This window comes from Halalkalicoccus sp. NIPERK01 (genome assembly GCF_030287405.1).
Taxonomy (GTDB): Archaea; Halobacteriota; Halobacteria; order Halobacteriales; family Halalkalicoccaceae; genus Halalkalicoccus.
In genome coordinates, this window is sequence record NZ_JASVVV010000009.1 from 18,524 (window position 1) to 38,439 (window position 19,916).

The window sequence follows — 19,916 nt, forward strand, 5'->3', positions numbered from 1 at the left end:
CTCAATTCAATAATTGTCTGAGTTCCTCATTAAACAATTCAAGTGCTTTCTGTGCCTCAAAGGGGTCTGGATTTCCAGTGTAAATATATGAGCCAGTTCGGTAGAGGGTGAAAAGACCGCGATATTCCTTCTTACGGTAATATAGTCCCGGGCTCAGAGAGGGGTCATACTCTACGTCTCCATGAAGAACCAATGCGACCGCCTTTAGATCAACCTCCTGACCAATGTCTCCTTTATATACTAAATTTCGCACGTCAGGGTCCTCAATAACGGCCTTCAGTCCCAGATGCTCTTCTATTATATCTACCAATTCATTATACGCCTCCTTAATCTGGTCAACATCTTTTCCCCCAGTAAGATGATATGTTCCAGTCCGAAACAGCATAACTGTCACAGATGTATTAGGCAACTCAAAATGTAGACCGGGGGCTACCTCCGGCTCGTATGATGGAGAGAGATGTCTCAAATCCTCAAATACGTTGTGTAAATCGACCTCAATACCGAGGTCACCCCCAGCAACCACGTTCACTAGGGCATAGTTATCCATACTGAAGACAAACAGTACATAGCCAAAAGAGCCCCGACATACTCCATCTATGTGCCAACAATACCCCAACAGACTAACTGTGCTTGGACTTCACTCTCCCCAACGAGCGTATCCTGATACTCAGTAGAGGCCTCAATATTCTCTACAAGAAATGATTCAAGGGCTTCGAGAAACTCGGTAGTCGGCCAATCTGTGAACGAGTCGTACTCATCGTGGTGACGAAAGGTCTCGCGGAGAATCCGGTCTTCGTCGGTATTTGCAAGTTTGACCCCACCAAGCCGACTGTGGAGGTCGTCGGCCCACTTACCAATCGTGCCGTGGTCTTCGTGTGAGCAGGTGTTGTCCGCGAAGTTCGGCTGGATATAGTGGGCAAGGAAGTCCAGAATCGTCTCCTGTTCCGTCGAGAATGAATCGCCCTGCTTGAACGCGCCCTCAACCTGCCCTTTCTGTATCGCTTCGAGCCGGTCATTGAGTACATCTTCAATCTCCTCACGATTCGCCAACACGTGGTCGAGGTTCCTCGAGACTGGCTCGCCCTCAACGGACGGACTGATTGAAAGCGTCTGTACGGACCGCTCCTTCACGTCGTCGCTGAATGGTTTGTAGTAGAACGCCCGACGCACCCGTCCGAGTGGGGCGTTCTCGTCTTTGCTGTCGAACCAGAGGTGTGCGAGCCCGAACACACCCGGACGCGGTCCCTTGTCGTGGTTTTTGGCGTTCGTATAGAGGAACTCCCGCTCGTCCGGCGAGTCGTCGAAGAAGTCCTCCGCGTACTTGAAGTCATCGGCGGTGAGCCCGTACTCCTCATTCAACTCGCGCTTGAGCAGGAAGCGGTCGTACGCAGCCTCCTCGTTACTCCCTGCGTTTCGCAGGAGTGGATTTTTGCTCGTGTCATCGAGTTCGTTCACGTCCTCGATCTCGCGCGACCGCCGCAGCGAGTCCTCAATTTCATCGACTTCTAGTTCTCCAATTGTCTTCTGGGTATCGACGCCTGCCTTCTCCAGAATCTGGTCTTCATTCGGGTCGAGAATGTTGTTTTCCTTTCCGACGATGAGGGCGATATCGTTGATTTTCGCCTGCAGCCGCTTCAGCAACTTGATGGCCGCCTCGATGTCGCCGTCCGGGTAGAAATTGTGGACATGCTTCTCCGCCGTAGTCCCGATGCGGTCGATACGACCAACGCGCTGAACGATGCGCATTGGGTTCCAAGGCAGGTCGTAGTTAACCGCGACGTGAACGTCCTGCAGGTTCACACCCTCGCTGAGTGTGTCGGTGGCGACGACATACTGTAGTTCGGTTTCATCTGATTCCGCGAGCGTACTCTGATACCCGGACGCCTGCGGCGCGAATCGCTGGATAATGCCCTGCTTGTTCTCGTCGCCGCCCTTTACGACCGCGCTGTTTCCTGCTGTCAGCGGAGAGTCGGGATTATTTCGGAGCGTCCGATAGACGTAATCGGCGGTTCCTCGATATTGCGTGAAGATGAGGACCTTCTGCTCGTGATTTTGTAGAACCTCCGCGAGCCGGTCGATTTTTGGGTCGCGGAACTCTCGCAGTGAGAAGACGGCCTCGTAAAAGTCCCGGGTCGCAGAATCCACTTCTGTCAGGTCACTCCTCGGGTACAGGACGGGGTTCATTTCGTCCTCAGGGACATCGGGGAGTGTTCCCGCATTGTGGTCGTGGAGCCACTGTCGTACCGTGACTGCATGGTCGCTTACGTCTCCGGTGTCGCGGGCTACGTCGCCGATAAATTGCGTGAGGAAGTACGCGAGTAGCGTCAGGTCCTCGCGGATGTAGTTCTTGACTTCGCCAATCGTTGCATCCGCTAATTCGTTCTCTGCCTCCCCATCGCCACCGTCAGCGCGGACAGCGGTTGAGTCAAAGCCGAATTCTTCGAGCGTCTGTTCAAGGTCTTCAGCGGCATCCTCCCCCTCAACGAAGTCATTGATGGTTACAGCGGCTTCGCCATCCTGCACGCTGCGCAAGAGATCGATGTTCTCGTCTTCGGGCAGGTCTTCCAGAAAACTAAGGAGACGACGCTCGCTCTGATGAAGAGTCTCGATGGACTGGACGAATGCGTACGTCGAAGACTCCAGTCGCTTGAGGAGGTTCAATTTGTAGAGAGCTTTCAATGTTCCCCCAGCCTGCGGGTTCTTCACCGTGATGTGCGGGAGGTGGAGCGCGTCCATTACGTCGGGGAGCATTCGGTAGATCGGCTGGTAGGCGGGCGGCAGCGAGTACTGTTCCTTGTGAAGTTTCGGCGGTTTGAAACTCATCTCGAAGTCCTCGTCGTCCTGAATCTGTTCCTTGACGTGTTTGCGTGTCCGTAGAACCATTACCTCATTAAGGATGTTCGAGATCTCCTTGGAGTGGCGCCGCAATTGCTCGGTGATTTGCTGTTGCTCCTGGTCCGAGAACTCCTCTTTTCCAGCGGCGATATCTTTTCGCGTTTCAGCGAGTTCGATGTACTCGTCGAATGCATCGAAGTCAAGTGAGGCCTTATTGCGGAGATCCTCCGAGCTCGTGAAGAGGCTGATGAGATTCTTCAGGTCGGTGGCGCTGTTGTTGATGGGTGTCGCGGTCAGCATTATCATCGTCTTCCCGCGTAACTGTCGGAGATTTGCGTGCCGCCGCGTTCCCTTATAGTCGTCATCGTGGTCTGGGTTCGGCCGCCACCTGCCGAAGTTACGGAAGCGGTGGGCCTCGTCAATGAGAAGCACGTCGAACTCGTCACGGAGATCTTGGACTTCCTCGTAGCCGAGGTTTTGGAACTTGCTGACACTCATCACATTTAGGTGTTTTCCGTCCACCTCCAATCCGAAATAGGGGTTTCCGTCCTCATCAGTGCCATCTTGGAGGAGGTCCTCCCACTGGTCGGTCAAGTTCGCAGGGACGATGAGTAGACAGCGGTCGCCACGCTGCCGGTAGTCATAGAGCAATTCACCGCCAATAAACGACTTGCCGAGACCAACTGAGTCGGAGATGATACAGCCGTCATACTGGGAGAGTTTCGCGCGTGCGCTCTCGTAACCGAGTTTCTGGAAATAGTAGAGCGGGCTGTCTCGGGCGCTTACGTTACCACTGAGTTCGTCGTACGCGAGGAGTTTGTAGAGTTCGAAGGGTTCAAGATATGTCCCGAGTTCATCATCATCGATACCGACGGACTCCTCCTCATTTTCCTGCTTCTCCTTCCATTCTTTGTACTGGTCGCTGTTTTCGATGATACGAATGATTTCTTCGCTGAATTCCTCGGCGTTCGCCCACTGGTTATCGTACCAATTTTCGAAAGCTTGAGTCTGATAGCGGTCTTGGCTAGTGAGGTTAAGTTCGATATTGTTTCGGTGGCCACTAGCCGAGAAGTTTGAGGAGCCGACGATTGTCGCGCAGGCCCGTGTGTCTACCTCGCCGTCAGAGGCTGGTTCTTCACCGTCGTCAAGTGGGGCGCGGAACGCAGCTCCCTTTGCGTGGAAATAACCATTCTCAGGGTTCCGAACACGGACCTCAACAGTGCCCTCTGCGATGAACTCTCGAAGCCGATTGAGTCGCCCGAGTTGTGCGTTGTTCAAACTCTCAATGTCGTCTTTGAGTTCCTGCTTGAATGTCTCCCGTAGATTTTGACCTTTCTCAATCTCGTCAGCGGTCTGCTGGTTGGTCTGGCGACCCATAAGAATGCGAAGCGGAGCGTGGCCGAGGTCGTTGGGACCAGCCAGATTTTCTAGGTCATCTTTGTAAAGGTCGAAACCGGAGAGATAGAAGTAACCAGTTGCGATGCGTGCCTCCTCTATTTGAGGGATGATTTTCTTGTAAACTTCTTCGAGAGATGTGCCCGCATTATCGACAAGAGGGGGAACGGAAAGCATTCTGACTATCGGGGAATTCTAATTAAACCAACTTAGTCTTTCGCGGCTATATCTGCAGCCCCGCCGAGTGGTAACATGGTGGTCGGCTCTGGCTGCAACTGAGCATCCGGAGTACGATCACTGGTTCTGGGGTAGGCTTCGCTTTGCTCTCTCACCGTACATGCTCGGTCCTCCTCATCGAACATACTGATTGGTCAACTAGTCGTCCCCATATATCATATCATGGAGGTACTCGAAGTTGTTACCACACATAGGATCAACCTCGTTTAGGACTTCTCTCGGAACGTCCTTTGGAGCGATCCCCCTACCATCTTTTTCGATCTCGACATAGCCTGAGTGTCCCTTCTCGAATCTGTATATCGTGCCGTTGTCTCGAAACCATGATACTACTCTCGTATTGAGCACATCAGACGTACTCGGCTGGGACCCCCCGCCGGAGAAACTTGCGCCGCTGGCAGATAGTTGCTGGCGGAATACGTCGGATACAGGTTTAGGGACCTCTGATTCTTGGATTATATCAGAGACCCACATGTGGGACCGAGGATCAGGATCTTTCTGCTCATAGTGATGTTTGCAATTGAAAATCTTGCCATCAACAAGGACTATCTGATACTCGTCGTTCGCGATAGCCGACTATCGTGTCTTTTCCTCCACTTCGGCTTTAAGAACGACGTGTAGCTCAGGAGACTGGGCTGACATATTTCCTAGTGTATTGCCATTGTAACTAATAACTGTGGAGCCTTCCCACGCGTACAGTTACTCGCGAACGTGCAAAATGATTTTTCGCTACTGTCCGGTTTCGCCTATAGCTGTAATCGGAATACCTCGATTACTGTCGAGGTGGAGGGCCATAGCCGGTCCTATGGCACATCTCACACTCGGACGTCCGAGTATACGTGGATTCAGCTCACCGGTGATAGTGTCACAACCGCGGCCGGTGCATATCCCAGAATCCGGTAACACCGTTGATTGAGCAGGTGGATCAGACGTAGTAGTCGGCCGTGAGTTCGTTCGATGCACCAACCATCAACGACGGCTGGTTACATCGCGGCCACACAGTCTTCATGTCAATTGTACCGACCGCAAGATCAATCTCGTACCCCCGATTACCGTGTCCATAGAGTTCGGTATCCCCGAGTTTTTTGAGCCGAGAAACAGTTCGAATGCACCTTCGCGAGCGTGCTGCGTTCATGGTTCTCGCTCGTCCCGAGACCGTCCATTACTCGCTGAGCACCAGTAGCGCAGAGCAGCTGATACTTCTGGTCCGAGATCGGGTCGCCGCTGTAGTCCAGCCACCGTATCGTTCGTAGTTAGGTCTGATCTCTTGACTCTCGAGGATCTTCTATTAACCTGTATTCACCAGTTGGTACATACATCTGTTCGGCATAATCGGCTGCGATTAGTTGCTTAAGGTTATTTCGAATCGTCTCTCGTGACCAATCAACCTCATTCTCAATCCGACCAACAGTTGCACAAGAACAGGGCTGGTCGGCAAACCAATCAAGTAAATCGACCATAGATTCAGTCAGTTGAATCGGCATACAATGTCACATAGGCGCTTTGGGTAATAGTATCTGCTTTGCAATAGTGCTTTGTACTATTACTTTGCAATACGCAAAATATAAGTGGGGCTAAGCCATAACAGTAGCTGAGGAGGGTGGTTTCGCCAGAATGAATCTGGCCCGGTGTTAGAGCACCGGACCGCGCTTCTCAAACCCACGAGAAGCAATGAGCACTAATAACTCTACCCCAGAAAACAGTATCGCCTCCGAACAGAACACGGACCACCGAATCACCGGTCCCCACCACGAACCCCCGACGGTCGCCAACGCCACCACCTACTGGCGCTGCGAAGCCTGCGAACGTGAATCCATTCGCGAGCAGGACCTCCACCGCGAGGCCTTCCACGCCGAGGACTGTGGGGTGGCCGACCGATGCTGACCGAAATCAGCACCGACACCACCCAACTGTTCGCCGGCGCGCGACTCTCCGACACCAACCCCGAATGCACCGCCTGCAACCGCACCCTGCGCGAGGGCGAACAGGTCACGATCTACGCCGCCCGCGAAGAAGACGTCCCCACGTTCGCGATCGAACGGATTTACTGCCGACAATGCACCCCCGAGAAACTCACCAGTCCGACGCTGGGCCTGAGCGAACACCTCCTCCAGTCCCGACTCACCCGAACGCTGGATGTCCGCACCCAGAGTGAGTTCCAGACACTCGGTAATATCCAAACGCTCGACGCAAGCGCCCCGGGCCAGGGCAGCGCCAAAGCCCACACAGAAGAACCGTCGACAGCCCTCCTCCGAGACACCCACATCCAGAATCCCGCAAGCGCTGTCTATCACATCGACGACGGCGAGGGCCAGCCACTGTGCAACTGCAACAGTACCGCCCAGTACACGCCTGTTCCACTGGCGGAAGCCGAGGCGAGTACGGCCAGCCAATGCGGGAACTGCCAAATCGCCCGCCAGGGCGAACAAACCACTAAGCCCTGTCCCCAGTGTGACGCGAAGATCGGGATGAGCGCGTGGCCTCAACACGTCCGTGCCTGTACGGGTGATCCGACCGACGCCACCGAGGAGACCGATCCCGACGGCGACCCCGCGATCACCAACAGGGACACCCACTGCACAACGAGCCCCGCCGTTCGCACGGGCGTTCACGCACCAGCCCACTCCCAAAGTCAGGAGTAACCCGCGCCACCGATGGGCGAGCTCTCTCACAGCGCTAGCGGCACACGCCCACCGAGAGCCCTGCCTGTCCCAGTCTTTCTCCCGAGTGTAATCACCCTGCCGAGCTACGCTGTTGAATCGCTCGCCAGCCACGAGACGGGCACCACGATCGTCTCACAACCATCCTGTTTCCAATGACCGACACTACACCGACCGAGAGCACCGCCACCGACCAGCCCGCGACGACCGACGAGCCATCGCTCGACTCGGTCTACGAGCAACTCGAGGCGCTTACCGAGCGTGTTGCCGAACTCGAAGCTGAAGTCGAGCGCAAGGACGAACGGATCGAGCAGCTCGAAGCCCACCGCGAACACGATCCCATTGAGATCCGATCAGACGAGGACACCGCGGGTCTCACGGATATCTGGATCGCCGAGATCCCCGTGGGATCGATTCTGCAAAGCACGACAGAGAACGCTGATCGAGCCCAGAATCGACTCGACGAGTTAGAGGAAGCCACAGCTACCAACGGAACCTCTGGGGTGGAGACAGACAAGACGCAGCCACACGATATCGAAACACCGCTTGAGCGCATCTGTGCGCTCCCGGAGCACATCGCTGATCGCGAGCTCACGACCAATCAGGAGCGCGCCCGATTCATCGCACACGATGTCCGCGATTACGCCGAGAAAGCCCCTGCTGGTCTCGTGTTGAACAGTCGGACAATTACAAAGGTGATCGCCGCCGTCGAAGGAACGAAGCCGCATACGCAAACTGTGGCCCGTGTTATGGACTTCCTCGAGAAGTTGGGGAAGGACGAGGTCGAGCAGACGAAACGGCGTGGCAAGAAGCTCGTGGTCATCGACGAGGAGGCGGCCGACCGGTATCACGATCGTTGTGATCGGGATCTCGAGCAGCCCCCTGCAGAGAGCGTGATGTCCTAACACCAGAACAACAGGAAGGAGCATAGTTCGAACCAACCACCCCGGGCACGCCCTCCGCTCCTAGTTACAACTCCGAACAGCCTTACCCTGGTGTAGGAGTAGTGGAGGGTGTAGAAACGAATTTGCTAGTTCTACCGTCGGACGCATATCACACCACGGTGTGATCAGTCAGACAGTACCTTGTGCAACGTTGTACTATTCCCAGCAGGATCAGTTGCACAAGGGTCCCCTTCCAGCACAATGGGAATCTAGTGAACCCGTATCAGTGAACTCATTCAGGAGTGGCAACTCCCAGAAAATCCCTTGCACGGCCATGCTGTTACCTCCGTCGTGAAGTACCACGGGTCGGGTGACCCGTGAAACTCTCGCTGCTTTTTCTTTAGAGTCATCCTGAGCGGTCTGTCCATTTCCTACATGATATTTTAACTCTTACTCCATAAATCGAAAAGCTCACAACTAGAACCGCCACCTCTCAACCAATGGCCGGTCGAATATGGAGTGTCGATTCGATGCGACTACTCGCGATGGCCTTCATCGTCTCGATCCATACAGACCCATTTAGAGGACTGGGAGTGTACGGCAATACACTCAACTTTGTAATAGACAGTACGGCACGATTTGCAGTTCCGTTCTTCTTCGTAACCTCTGGGTATTTTTTCGCACTCAAAGTAGGTTCCCGCGATCCAACGACGTACTTCATCAAGCGAGCGACCACTATCACCTCACTGTACATATTTGGGCTTTTGCTGGCATTTCCTGTATTTCTTACTGGGACTGCCGTACGCGCCGGGGACACTAACGAAGCGATACTCCACAGTAGTCTGCTTAAAATAGGCGAATTCATATCACCAGTCGGTCTGCTCTACTACGGCAACTCCGTCTCAGAGATCCTCTGGTTTCTCCCTGCATTACTGTTCTCGCTTGGGTTCATTTGCCTCGCTATTCTATCGAATTCGACGAAATACTTACTGCCCGTTTCGGCAGGCCTTCACGTCATTGGCTTATTGGGAACGAGTTATACGATGGTCGTCGATATTCCCTTTCCGACGAGGGATGCACTCTTCTTTGGGTTCTTTTATACTAGTCTCGGCTACTGGATTGCCTCATCCGATTGGCAACCAGACTCTGAACACAGTTCATTCTATCTCGGTGCTACTATATTGTTTAGCATTCTCCATATCGGAGAACGATACGTCCTTGGCTATGTCCTCACAGGTGAGACGCTTGCCCAAGGGGTCTATACGGCGAGTTATACGATCAGTACTGTATTCCTCACGATCTCATTATTCCTCTTACTGCTCTCACGACCGCATCTTGGCCGATCTACTTCAGTACCGTCATGGGGGAAATACGCTGTCGGCATCTATGTCGTCCACCCTGCTGTACTGTACGTATTAGAGCGCACAGACGGCCCATTGCGTCAAATCGATATTGAGGCGACCAACACTATCCTCTGGCATCTATTGTTGACGCCGACGACCTTCTTTGGTGCCCTCTTCGTCTACCTTGCAGCCCACAAAGCAGGGCTTATCGAAATTGACGGAGACCATCTACCACGTCTTGATCGAATACGGAAGCAATGGCCTTATTGAACCCTTACTGAAACCCAGTACTTGTTATCGAGCCCGGCGTGGCCGACCAGAGATCACGCTCGTTGGGATCAGGCCAAGGAACACCCCCACAGGGAGTGTGCTGTCCTGACATCGATCCAATACAAGCGAGAAGGGTCCGCGAGAGCGAACCACGAACAACCCTAGTTACGTACAATAGTAGTGTGGGTAGTAGAAACGATTTCGTCGGTGCTACCTTCGGAAGCAGATTACACCACGGTGTGATGAGTCAGACGCAACCTTGTACAACCTCAGACCGTGTCAAGAGGATCTAGTGACACGATTGTATGCACTTTCTGGCTCCCAAGAACTGCTAAAAATAGCGTGTACAGATAAAGGAGTCGGTTGCTACCGAAGACCACTCGTTTCGTCAACTACCCGAAACGTTATGTCATCTCATTTTGTTTACTAGTGGTGTCAATGTCGACCCTACCTGAGTTCCTGACTGACGCCCGATTCGACCTCTCGAACCATGTCGATGCCCCGTTCGCCCCGCTCGAATCATCGGCCGAACTCGTGGCCCTCCTTGATGTAGCGGGCTGGGATTGTAGCGGGATTACCCATGAAACACTACGTTCTCCCGACGAGCACGACCGCCAGGAGGATGGCTCCCAACAGTCCATCTCGGTAACTGATGCTGTCATCGAAACCCACTCGATCGAATGGGTTAGCGAGTATCCAGTGCCGGGTGTCGACTCCTCGACGCGATCGCGCGTTCTCCTCGTCTATAGCGAACACGCTCCACAGTCCGATCCAATGTCGGATCCCACGCCGACGTACGCTCCCGGCTACGAACTCATGGGCTACGCCTATCGCTCCGATGAAGACGAGCCCGTTGGCTACGTCCACGGCGGTACCTACACTAACCTCGCCCGAGCGATCTACGACGCCGTAACGATGGTTTCCCATATCAAAGACGGCCTCGTCATCGAAGACGTCATACCGATGGAAAAGACGACCCAATCGTTTATCGACGACCGTCTCGATGAAGACTCCGACGGCGCGTAGGAGTAATTACCGCGAGCGCACTTGGAAGCCCGGGTCCAATAGCCCAGTAGTACCAGCTCACTCGCCAGTCAGTCGACCACCAAGACGTTCTACTCGAAGCATTGCGCCGCAAGGTCGGCAGTACCCGCAAGACGGTCACGGAGCTCCAATCACGCGACCTCGAGAGAAACGTCCACTTCCACTCGAAGAACGTCGAGCCCAACGTCGATACACCCACTGTCGGGACGGATCGTGGCGAGACGGTCATCAAGGACGACGGCGCCGCGTACGCCCGCTCGAGTCGTTCCTGTGTGGCCTCTCCGTGAGTCCTCCGAGCGACACGTCCCTATTTATGCGAGAGATTAGCAGATACTACTGAGAATGACGCTCGTTTCACTGCTCGAATTTGCGGATACGCAACGACCCCCCTACTTCGAACCAGAAACCGATCTCGAGCTGTTCGATGAGGACGACGAGGAGTGGACTGCACTCGTCACGACATCGTATTCGCTCTCAACGCTCGTCGACGCGCTCGAACAGGGAGCTGTAGCGACAGCGCACGTCCGAATTGCTGATTCGACCGCCCGCGACTACCTCCAGCATCTCACAGAAACAGGCATCGACGATCGACTCCATCACGAGCGCCTCGTGAACCGCGAGCGGCTCGTTGCCTTTGCTGACGCCGACTACACCGAGATCGACGACTTCCTCGGGACCGCAGACCCGATGGACATCGCCAAAGAAACCGGTGTCGATCGAGACGTCGTCTCCAGTATCGCGACGAACCATCTCGATGGCTTCGCGACCGGCGGTTCGTTCGGGGACACCGGGCCGCTCGCGAATCTCACCCCTGAAGACTCGTTCACCGGATGGGAGCTTGTGGAGTCATCGTCGAATCGCATCCGGTGGGTCTCCGCAGGACGATTCAATCTCACGATTAGTCCCGCACCAGACGGGAGTACGACTGTCTCGTGTAACGCGCCGGATGCCGGCCGAACCGTTTGGTATCGAAAAGGGTACTCGATCGAGGCCGGGCCGGAAGACGAACTCACGCCCGATGAAGCGCTCACGCAGGCACACGAGTGGTTAGAGAGCCACCAGCTGGAATACGAGGACGATCTCGCGCAACTACCTCGCATCGGAGCAGCGACCAAGGACTATCTCGCTCTTGAATACGGAATCACGTCGAAAGAGGGCCTCCGGACGTTTGCGGCGATGCAGCCCGATGAGTTCGACGAGATCTTTGGGTGCCCAGGGTCAACGCTTCGAGCTGCATTAACGGAGTGAAATTCGCAGTTCAGCGAGAGTGCTCGACGCGACAGCGTGTTTCTCGAGTCTGTTCCGTCCGCCGACCGGGTCCGGGACCAGGAACTACTGCTGCTTTTGTCGGAGGTGGGTTGGTACGTGATTCTATCGTCGACTGGTGTGACCACCTGAGAGATGGAGGGCTTCGGGATTACCCACTGGTCAGACTCTGTACCGCCACGCGTGAACAGAGCACCGGGGTCGACGAATCAACCCGTTTGGTCCATGATCAGGTCCACGGCGAGAATTCGATATCAGCCAGTTCGTTCCCGTTGAGGTGAAGGCGGTTGGCGGCCGTACCCTACCGTTCCACTTCCGACCAACGGCTAACGAATACCGTCGCTGTAAGGTATTCCACCGAGGGATCGGTCGTACGTGATTCGACTCGTCCATGTTCCTGAGCCTGGGACGCCCAACTGGGCGTCAGAGACGCGGTTCGTTTCCAAGATCGTACTCGAGAGTGTGTCGGACGCTGAATCCCTGGTTCGTGGCAACCCCTTCGAGGAGGTCATCAAAGGCAGCTACATGAATGTGAGCGTCGATCAGTGAATCATCACCGCCAGTAGGTGAAATGGGGGCGGCTCTGCTTGCACCCGTGCTCCGAGCACACTACCGAGTGAATATCCCCTGCGAATACCGAAACGTGGCGCGAGAGACGCCTCTATCGATTTGTTGTGGGAGAAACCACCAATCGCTGGAGGCACACCTCTATCGACTTGTTCCGATGTCGTGTGAACGAGGTCAGTGTAACACCCTCACCCCTATCGATTTGTTCTGCGTAGGAGCTACTGATCGATCTGAGCCTTCACGACGGTCCGTAGTTCGTCCACGTGGACGTCCTTCAGCCGCGAATCTTCCCGAAGTGTCTCGATGATGGTGTTCGGGTTCTCTCCAAACGTAAACTCAAGGTAGCTTCCCGAATGTGGCCCCTGGCTTTTCCGCTCTGTCTCGACCAAGGAATACGTCGTGAGTTCCTTCATCTTGTTCACGTACGTCTCCTGGTGGTACTGATCTGCACCGAGTGTTCCCGTCAGATACTGATACACTCGGTAGCCGAACGGACTTTTCGCTGCACCAGTCCCGGTTTCCCGAGCAACGGCAGCAGTCGCGAAGAGACAGAGCTTCTTCTGAGTGCTAATCCCACGAGTCACTTCAAGAACGCGGTTCTTCTCGACTTTGTCCTGGGCTTCTCGAATGTGTTCTTCTCGGACCTGGTCCGCAGTTGCTTTCTCAGCGATTGCCCCTGCTGTTCGCATGAGGTCGATTGCCTTCCGTGCGTCCCCATTCGTTTGGGCAGCGAACGCTGCTGCTAGTGGGATCACGTCGTTACTGAGAGCTCCTTCATGGAAAGCGTCCTTCCGAGCTCGAAGGATCTCTCGGAGCTGATTGGCGTCGTAGTCGCTGAAGTGGATGTCCTCGGGCGTAAACGAACTGAGCGCTCGACTGCCAACGTTCTCCATCATCTTCGTGTCGTTGGTGATGGCGATCACCGAGACCTGGGCGGTGATCTCGTCCGTGCTCCCAGCACGAGACAGCTGGTAAAGCAGACGAGAGAAGGCCGGCTCGTCCTTATCTCGCCGACCGACGAGCATATCGAGTTCGTCAAGAACGAATACGACTGTGTCGTAGTGCTCGTTGATTAGCCGATAGAGTTCTCGCCATTTTTTCTTGTTTGGGATGCCGTGTTCTGGGACCTCGACGGTCGCTTCGACGTCGTTTGCGACTTTTCGAGCCAACTCATAGACGGCTGAGCCGAGTGTGCCGACGTTCTGACAGTTCATCTGGATCACGCCGAATCTAATATCACGGCTTTCGCAGAGTTCGACGATGTTCGCACAAACAGCGTTGATGATGAGTGACTTCCCAGTCCCTGACGGGCCATAGAGGAAAAGATTCGGGGGACGTTCGTTGCTGATCGCGACGCGAAGATGCTGGGTGATGTCGGTGAGTTGGGAATCACGACCGACGATACGCTCCTCGTCGACGATCTCGTTTGGTTCGAGAAGAGACCGATTTTTGATGAGACTCGCGGCTTCTTCCTGCTCCAGAATGAGGTCCTTGATAGAACCCGTGGACTCGGGTGTTTCCTCGGGACCAGGATCTGTAGGCATACCCCACCCCACTCTATCAGGATACTAAAAGATTCCCCCGTCGATTTCTTTTCTACCGCTGTGACGCTCAGAGGCAGAGAATCAAAGAGTTCTAGTATTTTGCTTGTAAACCTCCGACGATTTGTTAGGAGGGGTTTCTCTGGACGGTCTCGCGAGGAATGAAGGACACCCTCTCACCCCTATCGATTTGTTCTATCCACAACGGAGGGAGGGGGTGACTTGATCTTGAGCATGCTATTACCACCCAAAGCCGAATGTTTCGGTGGATGAGGTTGTTGTTCTCTCTATCTATTCTTCTTTCTACTAGTTCTAGCACTAGTCTAGCTAGAGTAAACACACCCCTATCGATTTGTTTGAAACTATCGGAGTCGTCCTATTTGACTTCGTTTCTTAACTTAAACAAGCTACCTGTAGCCTGGGGAGGGTTGGTACCTGTATCTTCAATACAAGCCCTTAGACTCGCTTCTAACCCGTCCAGTCTCCTCTATCGATTTGTTCTACATCGCCCCCATCTCTCGAAAACGTCGAAGGCGATCCTATAAATGTGGAGATACGGGAAAAGCTCCTGATGACGGCAGATTCCGTAACTTCCATCGGTGTCAAACTGCTCCCGTAGCGCTCTTTGCTGCGTGAACAAATCGATAGGGGTGAGAGGGTGATTCCAGAGTCAGCACTGCAACATCCAGAATTCGTTCATTAGTCGTTGCTTCCCCGTTCACAGTTCTACCCTGTAACTCAGGCGTGTTCCTCCACGTGGATCAGACTGCCTGTAGATGCGCTCCTGAACAAATCGATAGAGGTGACTCTGTGTACGCACGTGGTCCCGGTGAACAAGTCGATAGGGGTGAGCCTTCGCATCTCGACGATCAGAATGCGATTCATCGAAATCTACGTCACTGTACGTCGATGCGCACAATCCTCGTGTCTCCGATTATAAGCCGATTGGAGGCTCTACCTCCAGGTAACCAACGAAAAGCCGCCTTTCAACAGTCTCGTTGGTTAAGAACGCGGGGTACATCTCACGATCGCTTTTGAGCTCCTGTATGGCTCGTTCGAACACATGCGGATGACGATGGACGAGATTCTCGAGGTAATTCCGAATGGACTGGGCCGGAACGACGTGGACATATCCGTACCCTGGCGTGAACTCCAGAACTGATGCCCCTCTCCTCGCTTCGTGGTTCGTCTGTTAGGACATCGTAAACGAGGTCCCGAAAGTGGGACGTGCCAGCGCCGCGTTCATCGATAATCGAAATGTAGGAACGACAACGATTGTTGGTGAATTCATTCGCTCGAATTGACTGGTGCTTTGTACTTGGATTTGACCTTGTCCCCTTCTCTCCATTGCCAGTAGTAGTACCGATTGTTGTTGATCTCCTTGATCGTGATCGTCGCTTTCGAGGGGACGTCCTCAGGGAGGTCGTCGGAGTGCTCTTCGATCTCGTCTTCATCGTCCTTCTCAGCGAGGCAAGCCTCACGCTCTCGGTACTCGGCGAGTTCCTCGGCATAACGAGCAACGCGACGGAGCAGCGCGGGCGAATACTCGCCAAGCGTGTCGACGACATCTGCGGGCAGTTCTGATGGTGGTGTCGGTGGCTCGGAGGACATATGAGGTCGATCCGTATTAACCAACATAGACGCCGAACGCATAGGTTTGTTGGTTAAGTCGGCGACATCCCCACTCCAGCCGGCTCGCCAGCATGGTATAACACCCGCTGAAACTCGTTTATCGGCCAGTTTCGTGCTGCGTTACAGCGGACTGGGGTACATCAACCGTGAGGTCTTCGCCACTATCGAGCGTGTCGATACGATCATCGCCATCATGGACACGCTCGACCGCACTGAGCAGTTTCGGGGGCGGGTTACGGATCAGCGGGGCGGGGGGCGTTCTCGTATTTGACCATCTTCTCGGGCTTGTCGGCGATGGTCTCGTAGATCTGCTGGAGGGTCTCCTCCGCGTCGAGCAGATTGTGCTCCTCGAGGAATGTCCGTCCGTCCTCGGTGAGACCGTAGAACTTCCAAGGATAGCCCTGTCGGCGCTGGTTGTCGTCCAAGGCGACCTCCTTGACAATGCCGGCGTCGATTAGCTTCTGGATGTGCTTGTAGACGGTGGCATCGCTCACGCTGGGGTTGAGCTCTTCGAGTTCGTACATCGAGGGGAGTTGCTCGGGATGCTGGAGGATGTTATTGATGAGTGCGAACCGCGTCTGCTGGGTGACGAAGTGGACGAGCTCGCGGGTTTCCCTCCCGCCAGCACTACCCAGATCGGTACTCATACGTCACAGTTCACTCTCTGACGCCAAGTAGTTTACCCTTGAGTAAAACACTCTAGAGTAAACCAAGATACGACTAAATGAGTAATTTACTCCATAAACCATATCTCGCGGCTTCGAGAAGGGCAGTATATGTTCAACGAGGAGCCGCCCGTCCCCGACGAGGTCCTCACGAGCATCAAGAACCGACTCGACGACGAGGAGATCTCACTGGCGGACAACGAGGAAATTCTCCATGCCTTGAGCGAGTTGACCCCTGTCTACGAGAACGACCGGTCGTACTTCGTCCTCGGGAACTACGACCGGGAACCAATCCGGCGGTTGAACCTCGTAGTGGATCGCCTCAACCGACGTACCGACGCATACGCCTTCCGAATGGTCGATATCCGAGGCGAGTGGGACAACAGCATCCAGAAGTTCTGCCTGATTGCCGATATCGTGACGTACCTCGTCGGCGTTGCCGAAAAGGAACCGAGCGACTTCCTCGTCGAGCAGGGATTGCTCGTCGGCACGACCGAGTATTTCTCCAAAAGTCACGTTCTCAAGCGAGCGTACGAGGATGAGGAACAGCCGTTCGGCTGGATGCAGGACGGCGTCTTCGAGCTGTTCGACCGGGACGGGCGGTTGTATCGCTGGCAGACCGAAGCGGACCTCGTTGACGTGACTGAGGAACTCCCGTGACAGCAGACGAAACCGATCTGTCCAACGGCGTTAACCAACACCAACGAGGATCCGGCCGATTTGTTGGTTAATCACGGCCAATCCGCGTCAGCCGAGGATCAGCCACCCGGTTGAGGGACACGCCCACGCTTGATTTTGTGGTCGATACGACGCCTATGTGTGCAGCCGCCAGCCGGCGTTCGCTGTTGCCAGTCCGCACAGGGACATGATTCACCGATCACGTCGACCTCGTAGCGGTTCCGGACGCGGATTGTCCCTCGTACCGACTCCCGTTCTCAAGCGGCGAGACCGACATCCCTCGGTGACCGCGCGACGAGTGCGGGGTTCGGGATCGTCGGTCAGGTCGTCGTCCGCTGAGGTGACCATTCGGACCCGGACATCTACCTGTGCATCCTCCATCCGGAGCGACGGCGTCAGGACCGCGATCACCATCTTGGAAGAGATCTTCGACCGGACGCCTTGGAGCCATAGGAGGTCCACCGCCCATGAGAGAGATTTGACTGTGACAATAGCCACCGACGACTGTGAGTACACCATCACGCCGGCGCTACCAGTCAAGTAGCGCGAACGAGTGATTTAAGTAAAATGGTTGAGTTATCGATCAATATCGTACAGAATCTTTCCTTGGGTGAACACGGATGAACAACGAAATACCCTCCCTCACAGAATTTTATCATAAACTGTTATATCGGTACGATGATCGTATCGCCGTTTCCTTCCGGAGTGAAACGTTATCGTATGCAACGATTGAGGAGCGGACGGGACGGATCGCGAACGCTTTCCAATCGATGGGAATGAATCCGGGCGATTGCGTTGCAATTATGATGAAGAACCGACCGGAATATCTGATAACGGAAATTGCTGCAATACGCGCCGGTGCGACCATAATTCCACTGAATAGTGAATTAGACTCGGACTCGATTCAATCGATCTTGGATGACGCCGGGGCACGGACCCTCGTACTCGGACCAACATTCTTTTCGATCGGGCGAGCCCTCCAACAGGATGCATCCTTCGACCTCGATCATATTATTGGGGTCGAGGACGGATCGGAGTTCCCGATCGGATTCCACAGCTTCGACGAGTTGTTATCCAAGGCAGATCGCGACGTGCCGACCGTGAACCCATCTTCGGAGGACGTTGCCGCCATATACTATACCGGGGGAACAACGGGCGAGCCAAAAGGCGCGATGCACACGCATCGTGGATTGCTCCTCAACACCTACTCTCATATCGCAGAACTCGAGATCGGGAAACGAGAACGAGCGCTACTCACGACGCCGCTCGGTCATTCTGCGGGATATATTGCTCGAGCGATCTTGGCTCAGGGAGGAACGATCGTCCTCGAACAGGAGTATAATCCGTCACAGTTTCTTGAAACGGTCAAGGATGACCAGATCACTTGGTCGTTCCTCGTCCCGACGATGATATCTCAGCTGCTCGACGATCCAGATCTCGACGACGCAGAGACAAGCTCGCTGGAAACATTAGTCTACGGCGCGTCATCGATTCCGTCGGTCGTCCTCATGGAAGGGATCGATCGGCTCGGGCCGGTATTCATCCAGTTGTACGGCCTCACCGAGGTCCCGAACCTCGTGTCAGTACTCTCGAAGGCCGATCACGATCCCGAGCGTGAGGACGCACTGCTGTCGGCGGGCTATCCGGTCCAACTCGCGGACGTCTCGATCGCCGACCCGGAAAATCGGTGGGAAGGGGACGTTGGGGAGATCGTCGTCTCGTCGCCGTACGCGATGAAAGGATACTGGTCCCGAGAGCCGCTTGTCGGCGAGCGCAACCGGATCTACACCGGGGACCTTGGCCGGATTGGCGACGACGGCCGACTGTACGTGTTCGACCGCATTCAGGACGTGATCATCTCGAACGGACAGCCCGTCTTCCCAAGTGAAGTGGAGAATGTCGTGCAACGCTATCCAGAGATCCACCAGGTTGCGATAATCGGGATTCCGAAGCACCGGGAGACATTTGACGTTTTGAGCGGGAACCAGCTCGACATCGAACAGGTCATCAAGGCGATCGTCGTCATGGAGAATGACATCTCGCTCGAGTCGATCCAAGAGTTCTGTCGTGAAATGGGCCTCAAGGAGCACCAGATCCCTCAATCGATGGATACCGTCGGTAAGCTGCCGGAGACGCCGTACGGGAAGATAGACAAGAAGTCGCTCCGGAAACCGTACTGGTAATCGCCGGGCACAGGGGGTGATCAGGATTCTACGTATCGAATTTCAGATGCGAGCGTTGGGGGGGCTGGAGCGGCTCGTCGAAGGAGTCGCTGAGCTGACGGGCGTCGAACTTGACAATGCGATCCACGCCGGCGAGAACGCCTGGCTCGAGTTCCTTACGATGACGACCGTGTCGGACGTAGACCTCGAAGCTCGCCTCGTGGAGTTCACCGGCGTGGAGGTGCTCGGCGCTGCGAGGATACACGAGACATCGTCCGTCTGGTACGTACTTTTGCTAGTCGAGGAGTCCGAGCGGTTCATCCTCAAGACGATAGCAATGAACGGCGCCATCCCCCATCGGATCCACGTTGAGGAGGGAAGACTCAAAGCGATCGTCTCGGTCCGCGACTGGGACCACCTCAAGGAGTTCGCCGATGAGATCGAGTCGGCGTACAGCTCCTTCGAGCTAGTGGGAACGACGCAGGTCGACGGGCTCACCTACCCGCTTGAGACGGACCGGCTGAAGTACACAGTCCGCGGGAAACTGACGGACGACCAATTGACCACGCTGGAAACCTCGTTTCGGATGGGCTACTACGCGGTGCCCCAGACGGCGACGAGCGAGGACGTGGCCGACCGACTCGACATTAGTCAATCGACCCTCAGCACGAAACTACGGAAGGCGCAGTACGGGCTGCTGGAGATCCTGTTTAGCGACATTGACGACGAGTAGGGGAGCA

The 19,916-nt window shown here is 54.9% G+C and carries 16 protein-coding genes and 1 pseudogene; 10 read left to right on the forward strand and 7 right to left on the reverse strand.

All coding sequences use genetic code 11. The features are described from left to right. Position 1: 1 nt before the first annotated feature. The 3 genes from QRT08_RS17670 to QRT08_RS17680 all read right to left on the reverse strand — a co-directional run bounded on the left by QRT08_RS17670 (position 2) and on the right by QRT08_RS17680 (position 4,938). Positions 2–547: a TBP family protein gene (locus QRT08_RS17670; RefSeq protein ID WP_286047303.1), complete on the reverse strand. Its 546-nt coding sequence runs from the start codon at positions 545–547 to the stop codon at positions 2–4. Between the two features lie 47 nt (positions 548–594). Further along, entirely contained in the window at positions 595–4,407 is a 3,813-nt protein-coding gene (locus QRT08_RS17675; RefSeq protein ID WP_286047304.1) for a helicase-related protein, read from the reverse strand. Positions 4,408–4,605: 198 nt separating this feature from the next. Next, positions 4,606–4,938 (reverse strand): ATP-binding protein, encoded by a 333-nt coding sequence (locus QRT08_RS17680; protein WP_286047305.1) that lies wholly within the window; start codon positions 4,936–4,938, stop codon positions 4,606–4,608. A gap of 1,197 nt (positions 4,939–6,135) precedes the next feature. Here QRT08_RS17680 and QRT08_RS17685 point away from each other — a divergent pair. From QRT08_RS17685 to QRT08_RS17715, 7 genes are all read left to right on the forward strand, one after another. Beyond that, the gene (locus QRT08_RS17685) at positions 6,136–6,348 is read left to right on the forward strand and encodes a DUF8118 domain-containing protein (RefSeq protein ID WP_286047306.1); all 213 of its coding nucleotides are present in this window, start codon (positions 6,136–6,138) and stop codon (positions 6,346–6,348) included. After that, positions 6,342–7,106 carry a DUF8112 family protein gene (locus QRT08_RS17690; protein WP_286047307.1) on the forward strand — a complete coding sequence of 255 codons (765 nt, stop codon included), beginning with the start codon at positions 6,342–6,344 and terminating at the stop codon, positions 7,104–7,106. The genes QRT08_RS17685 and QRT08_RS17690 overlap by 7 nt, the downstream gene beginning before the upstream one ends. Before the next feature lie 173 nt (positions 7,107–7,279). Then, the gene (locus QRT08_RS17695; RefSeq protein ID WP_286047308.1) at positions 7,280–8,029 is read left to right on the forward strand and encodes a hypothetical protein; all 750 of its coding nucleotides are present in this window, start codon (positions 7,280–7,282) and stop codon (positions 8,027–8,029) included. A gap of 479 nt (positions 8,030–8,508) precedes the next feature. Beyond that, positions 8,509–9,621 carry an acyltransferase gene (locus QRT08_RS17700; protein ID WP_369684859.1) on the forward strand — a complete coding sequence of 371 codons (1,113 nt, stop codon included), beginning with the start codon at positions 8,509–8,511 and terminating at the stop codon, positions 9,619–9,621. A gap of 432 nt (positions 9,622–10,053) precedes the next feature. Then, a complete protein-coding gene (locus QRT08_RS17705; RefSeq protein ID WP_286047310.1) occupies positions 10,054–10,647 on the forward strand; it encodes a hypothetical protein in 594 nt (197 codons plus the stop codon). A 101-nt stretch (positions 10,648–10,748) separates the two neighbouring features. Continuing rightward, positions 10,749–10,952 (forward strand): DUF8008 family protein, encoded by a 204-nt coding sequence (locus tag QRT08_RS17710; RefSeq protein ID WP_286047311.1) that lies wholly within the window; start codon positions 10,749–10,751, stop codon positions 10,950–10,952. Between the two features lie 55 nt (positions 10,953–11,007). Further along, positions 11,008–11,913, forward strand: a complete 906-nt coding sequence (locus tag QRT08_RS17715) for an immunoglobulin domain-containing protein (protein ID WP_286047312.1) — start codon at positions 11,008–11,010, stop codon at positions 11,911–11,913. 803 nt (positions 11,914–12,716) lie between these two features. Here QRT08_RS17715 and QRT08_RS17720 read toward each other — a convergent pair. The 3 genes from QRT08_RS17720 to QRT08_RS17730 form a co-directional block, all read right to left on the reverse strand. Further along, entirely contained in the window at positions 12,717–14,042 is a 1,326-nt protein-coding gene (locus QRT08_RS17720) for an orc1/cdc6 family replication initiation protein (RefSeq protein WP_286047313.1), read from the reverse strand. 1,284 nt (positions 14,043–15,326) lie between these two features. After that, complete coding sequence (locus tag QRT08_RS17725) at positions 15,327–15,650, reverse strand: DUF6788 family protein (RefSeq protein WP_286047314.1); 324 nt, start codon at positions 15,648–15,650, stop codon at positions 15,327–15,329. A gap of 254 nt (positions 15,651–15,904) precedes the next feature. Beyond that, the gene (locus QRT08_RS17730; protein WP_286047315.1) at positions 15,905–16,318 is read right to left on the reverse strand and encodes a MarR family transcriptional regulator; all 414 of its coding nucleotides are present in this window, start codon (positions 16,316–16,318) and stop codon (positions 15,905–15,907) included. Positions 16,319–16,447: 129 nt separating this feature from the next. Here QRT08_RS17730 and QRT08_RS17735 point away from each other — a divergent pair, with 129 nt between their 5' ends. Then, positions 16,448–16,996 carry a DUF8170 family protein gene (locus QRT08_RS17735; protein ID WP_286047316.1) on the forward strand — a complete coding sequence of 183 codons (549 nt, stop codon included), beginning with the start codon at positions 16,448–16,450 and terminating at the stop codon, positions 16,994–16,996. 98 nt (positions 16,997–17,094) lie between these two features. Here QRT08_RS17735 and QRT08_RS18955 read toward each other — a convergent pair. Beyond that, a pseudogene (locus tag QRT08_RS18955) lies at positions 17,095–17,450 on the reverse strand (hypothetical protein); the annotation flags it as partial. A 184-nt stretch (positions 17,451–17,634) separates the two neighbouring features. Here QRT08_RS18955 and QRT08_RS17740 point away from each other — a divergent pair. Then, a complete protein-coding gene (locus QRT08_RS17740; RefSeq protein WP_286047317.1) occupies positions 17,635–19,197 on the forward strand; it encodes an AMP-binding protein in 1,563 nt (520 codons plus the stop codon). Between the two features lie 46 nt (positions 19,198–19,243). After that, complete coding sequence (locus QRT08_RS17745; RefSeq protein WP_286047318.1) at positions 19,244–19,909, forward strand: helix-turn-helix domain-containing protein; 666 nt, start codon at positions 19,244–19,246, stop codon at positions 19,907–19,909. Positions 19,910–19,916 lie beyond the last annotated feature (7 nt).

What these genes read in the sequence shown, in the direction of transcription:
- QRT08_RS17740 (WP_286047317.1), top strand. Translation starts at nt 17,635, where the DNA reads ATGAACAACGAAATACCCTCCCTCACAGAATTTTATCATAAACTGTTA.
- QRT08_RS17730 (WP_286047315.1), bottom strand. Translation starts at nt 16,318, where the DNA reads ATGAGTACCGATCTGGGTAGTGCTGGCGGGAGGGAAACCCGCGAGCTC.
- QRT08_RS17745 (WP_286047318.1), top strand. Translation starts at nt 19,244, where the DNA reads ATGCGAGCGTTGGGGGGGCTGGAGCGGCTCGTCGAAGGAGTCGCTGAG.
- QRT08_RS17715 (WP_286047312.1), top strand. Translation starts at nt 11,008, where the DNA reads ATGACGCTCGTTTCACTGCTCGAATTTGCGGATACGCAACGACCCCCC.
- QRT08_RS17680 (WP_286047305.1), bottom strand. Translation starts at nt 4,938, where the DNA reads ATGTGGGTCTCTGATATAATCCAAGAATCAGAGGTCCCTAAACCTGTA.
- QRT08_RS17725 (WP_286047314.1), bottom strand. Translation starts at nt 15,650, where the DNA reads ATGTCCTCCGAGCCACCGACACCACCATCAGAACTGCCCGCAGATGTC.
- QRT08_RS17735 (WP_286047316.1), top strand. Translation starts at nt 16,448, where the DNA reads ATGTTCAACGAGGAGCCGCCCGTCCCCGACGAGGTCCTCACGAGCATC.
- QRT08_RS17675 (WP_286047304.1), bottom strand. Translation starts at nt 4,407, where the DNA reads ATGCTTTCCGTTCCCCCTCTTGTCGATAATGCGGGCACATCTCTCGAA.
- QRT08_RS17720 (WP_286047313.1), bottom strand. Translation starts at nt 14,042, where the DNA reads ATGCCTACAGATCCTGGTCCCGAGGAAACACCCGAGTCCACGGGTTCT.
- QRT08_RS17670 (WP_286047303.1), bottom strand. Translation starts at nt 547, where the DNA reads ATGGATAACTATGCCCTAGTGAACGTGGTTGCTGGGGGTGACCTCGGT.
- QRT08_RS17690 (WP_286047307.1), top strand. Translation starts at nt 6,342, where the DNA reads ATGCTGACCGAAATCAGCACCGACACCACCCAACTGTTCGCCGGCGCG.
- QRT08_RS17685 (WP_286047306.1), top strand. Translation starts at nt 6,136, where the DNA reads ATGAGCACTAATAACTCTACCCCAGAAAACAGTATCGCCTCCGAACAG.
- QRT08_RS17695 (WP_286047308.1), top strand. Translation starts at nt 7,280, where the DNA reads ATGACCGACACTACACCGACCGAGAGCACCGCCACCGACCAGCCCGCG.
- QRT08_RS17700 (WP_369684859.1), top strand. Translation starts at nt 8,509, where the DNA reads ATGGCCGGTCGAATATGGAGTGTCGATTCGATGCGACTACTCGCGATG.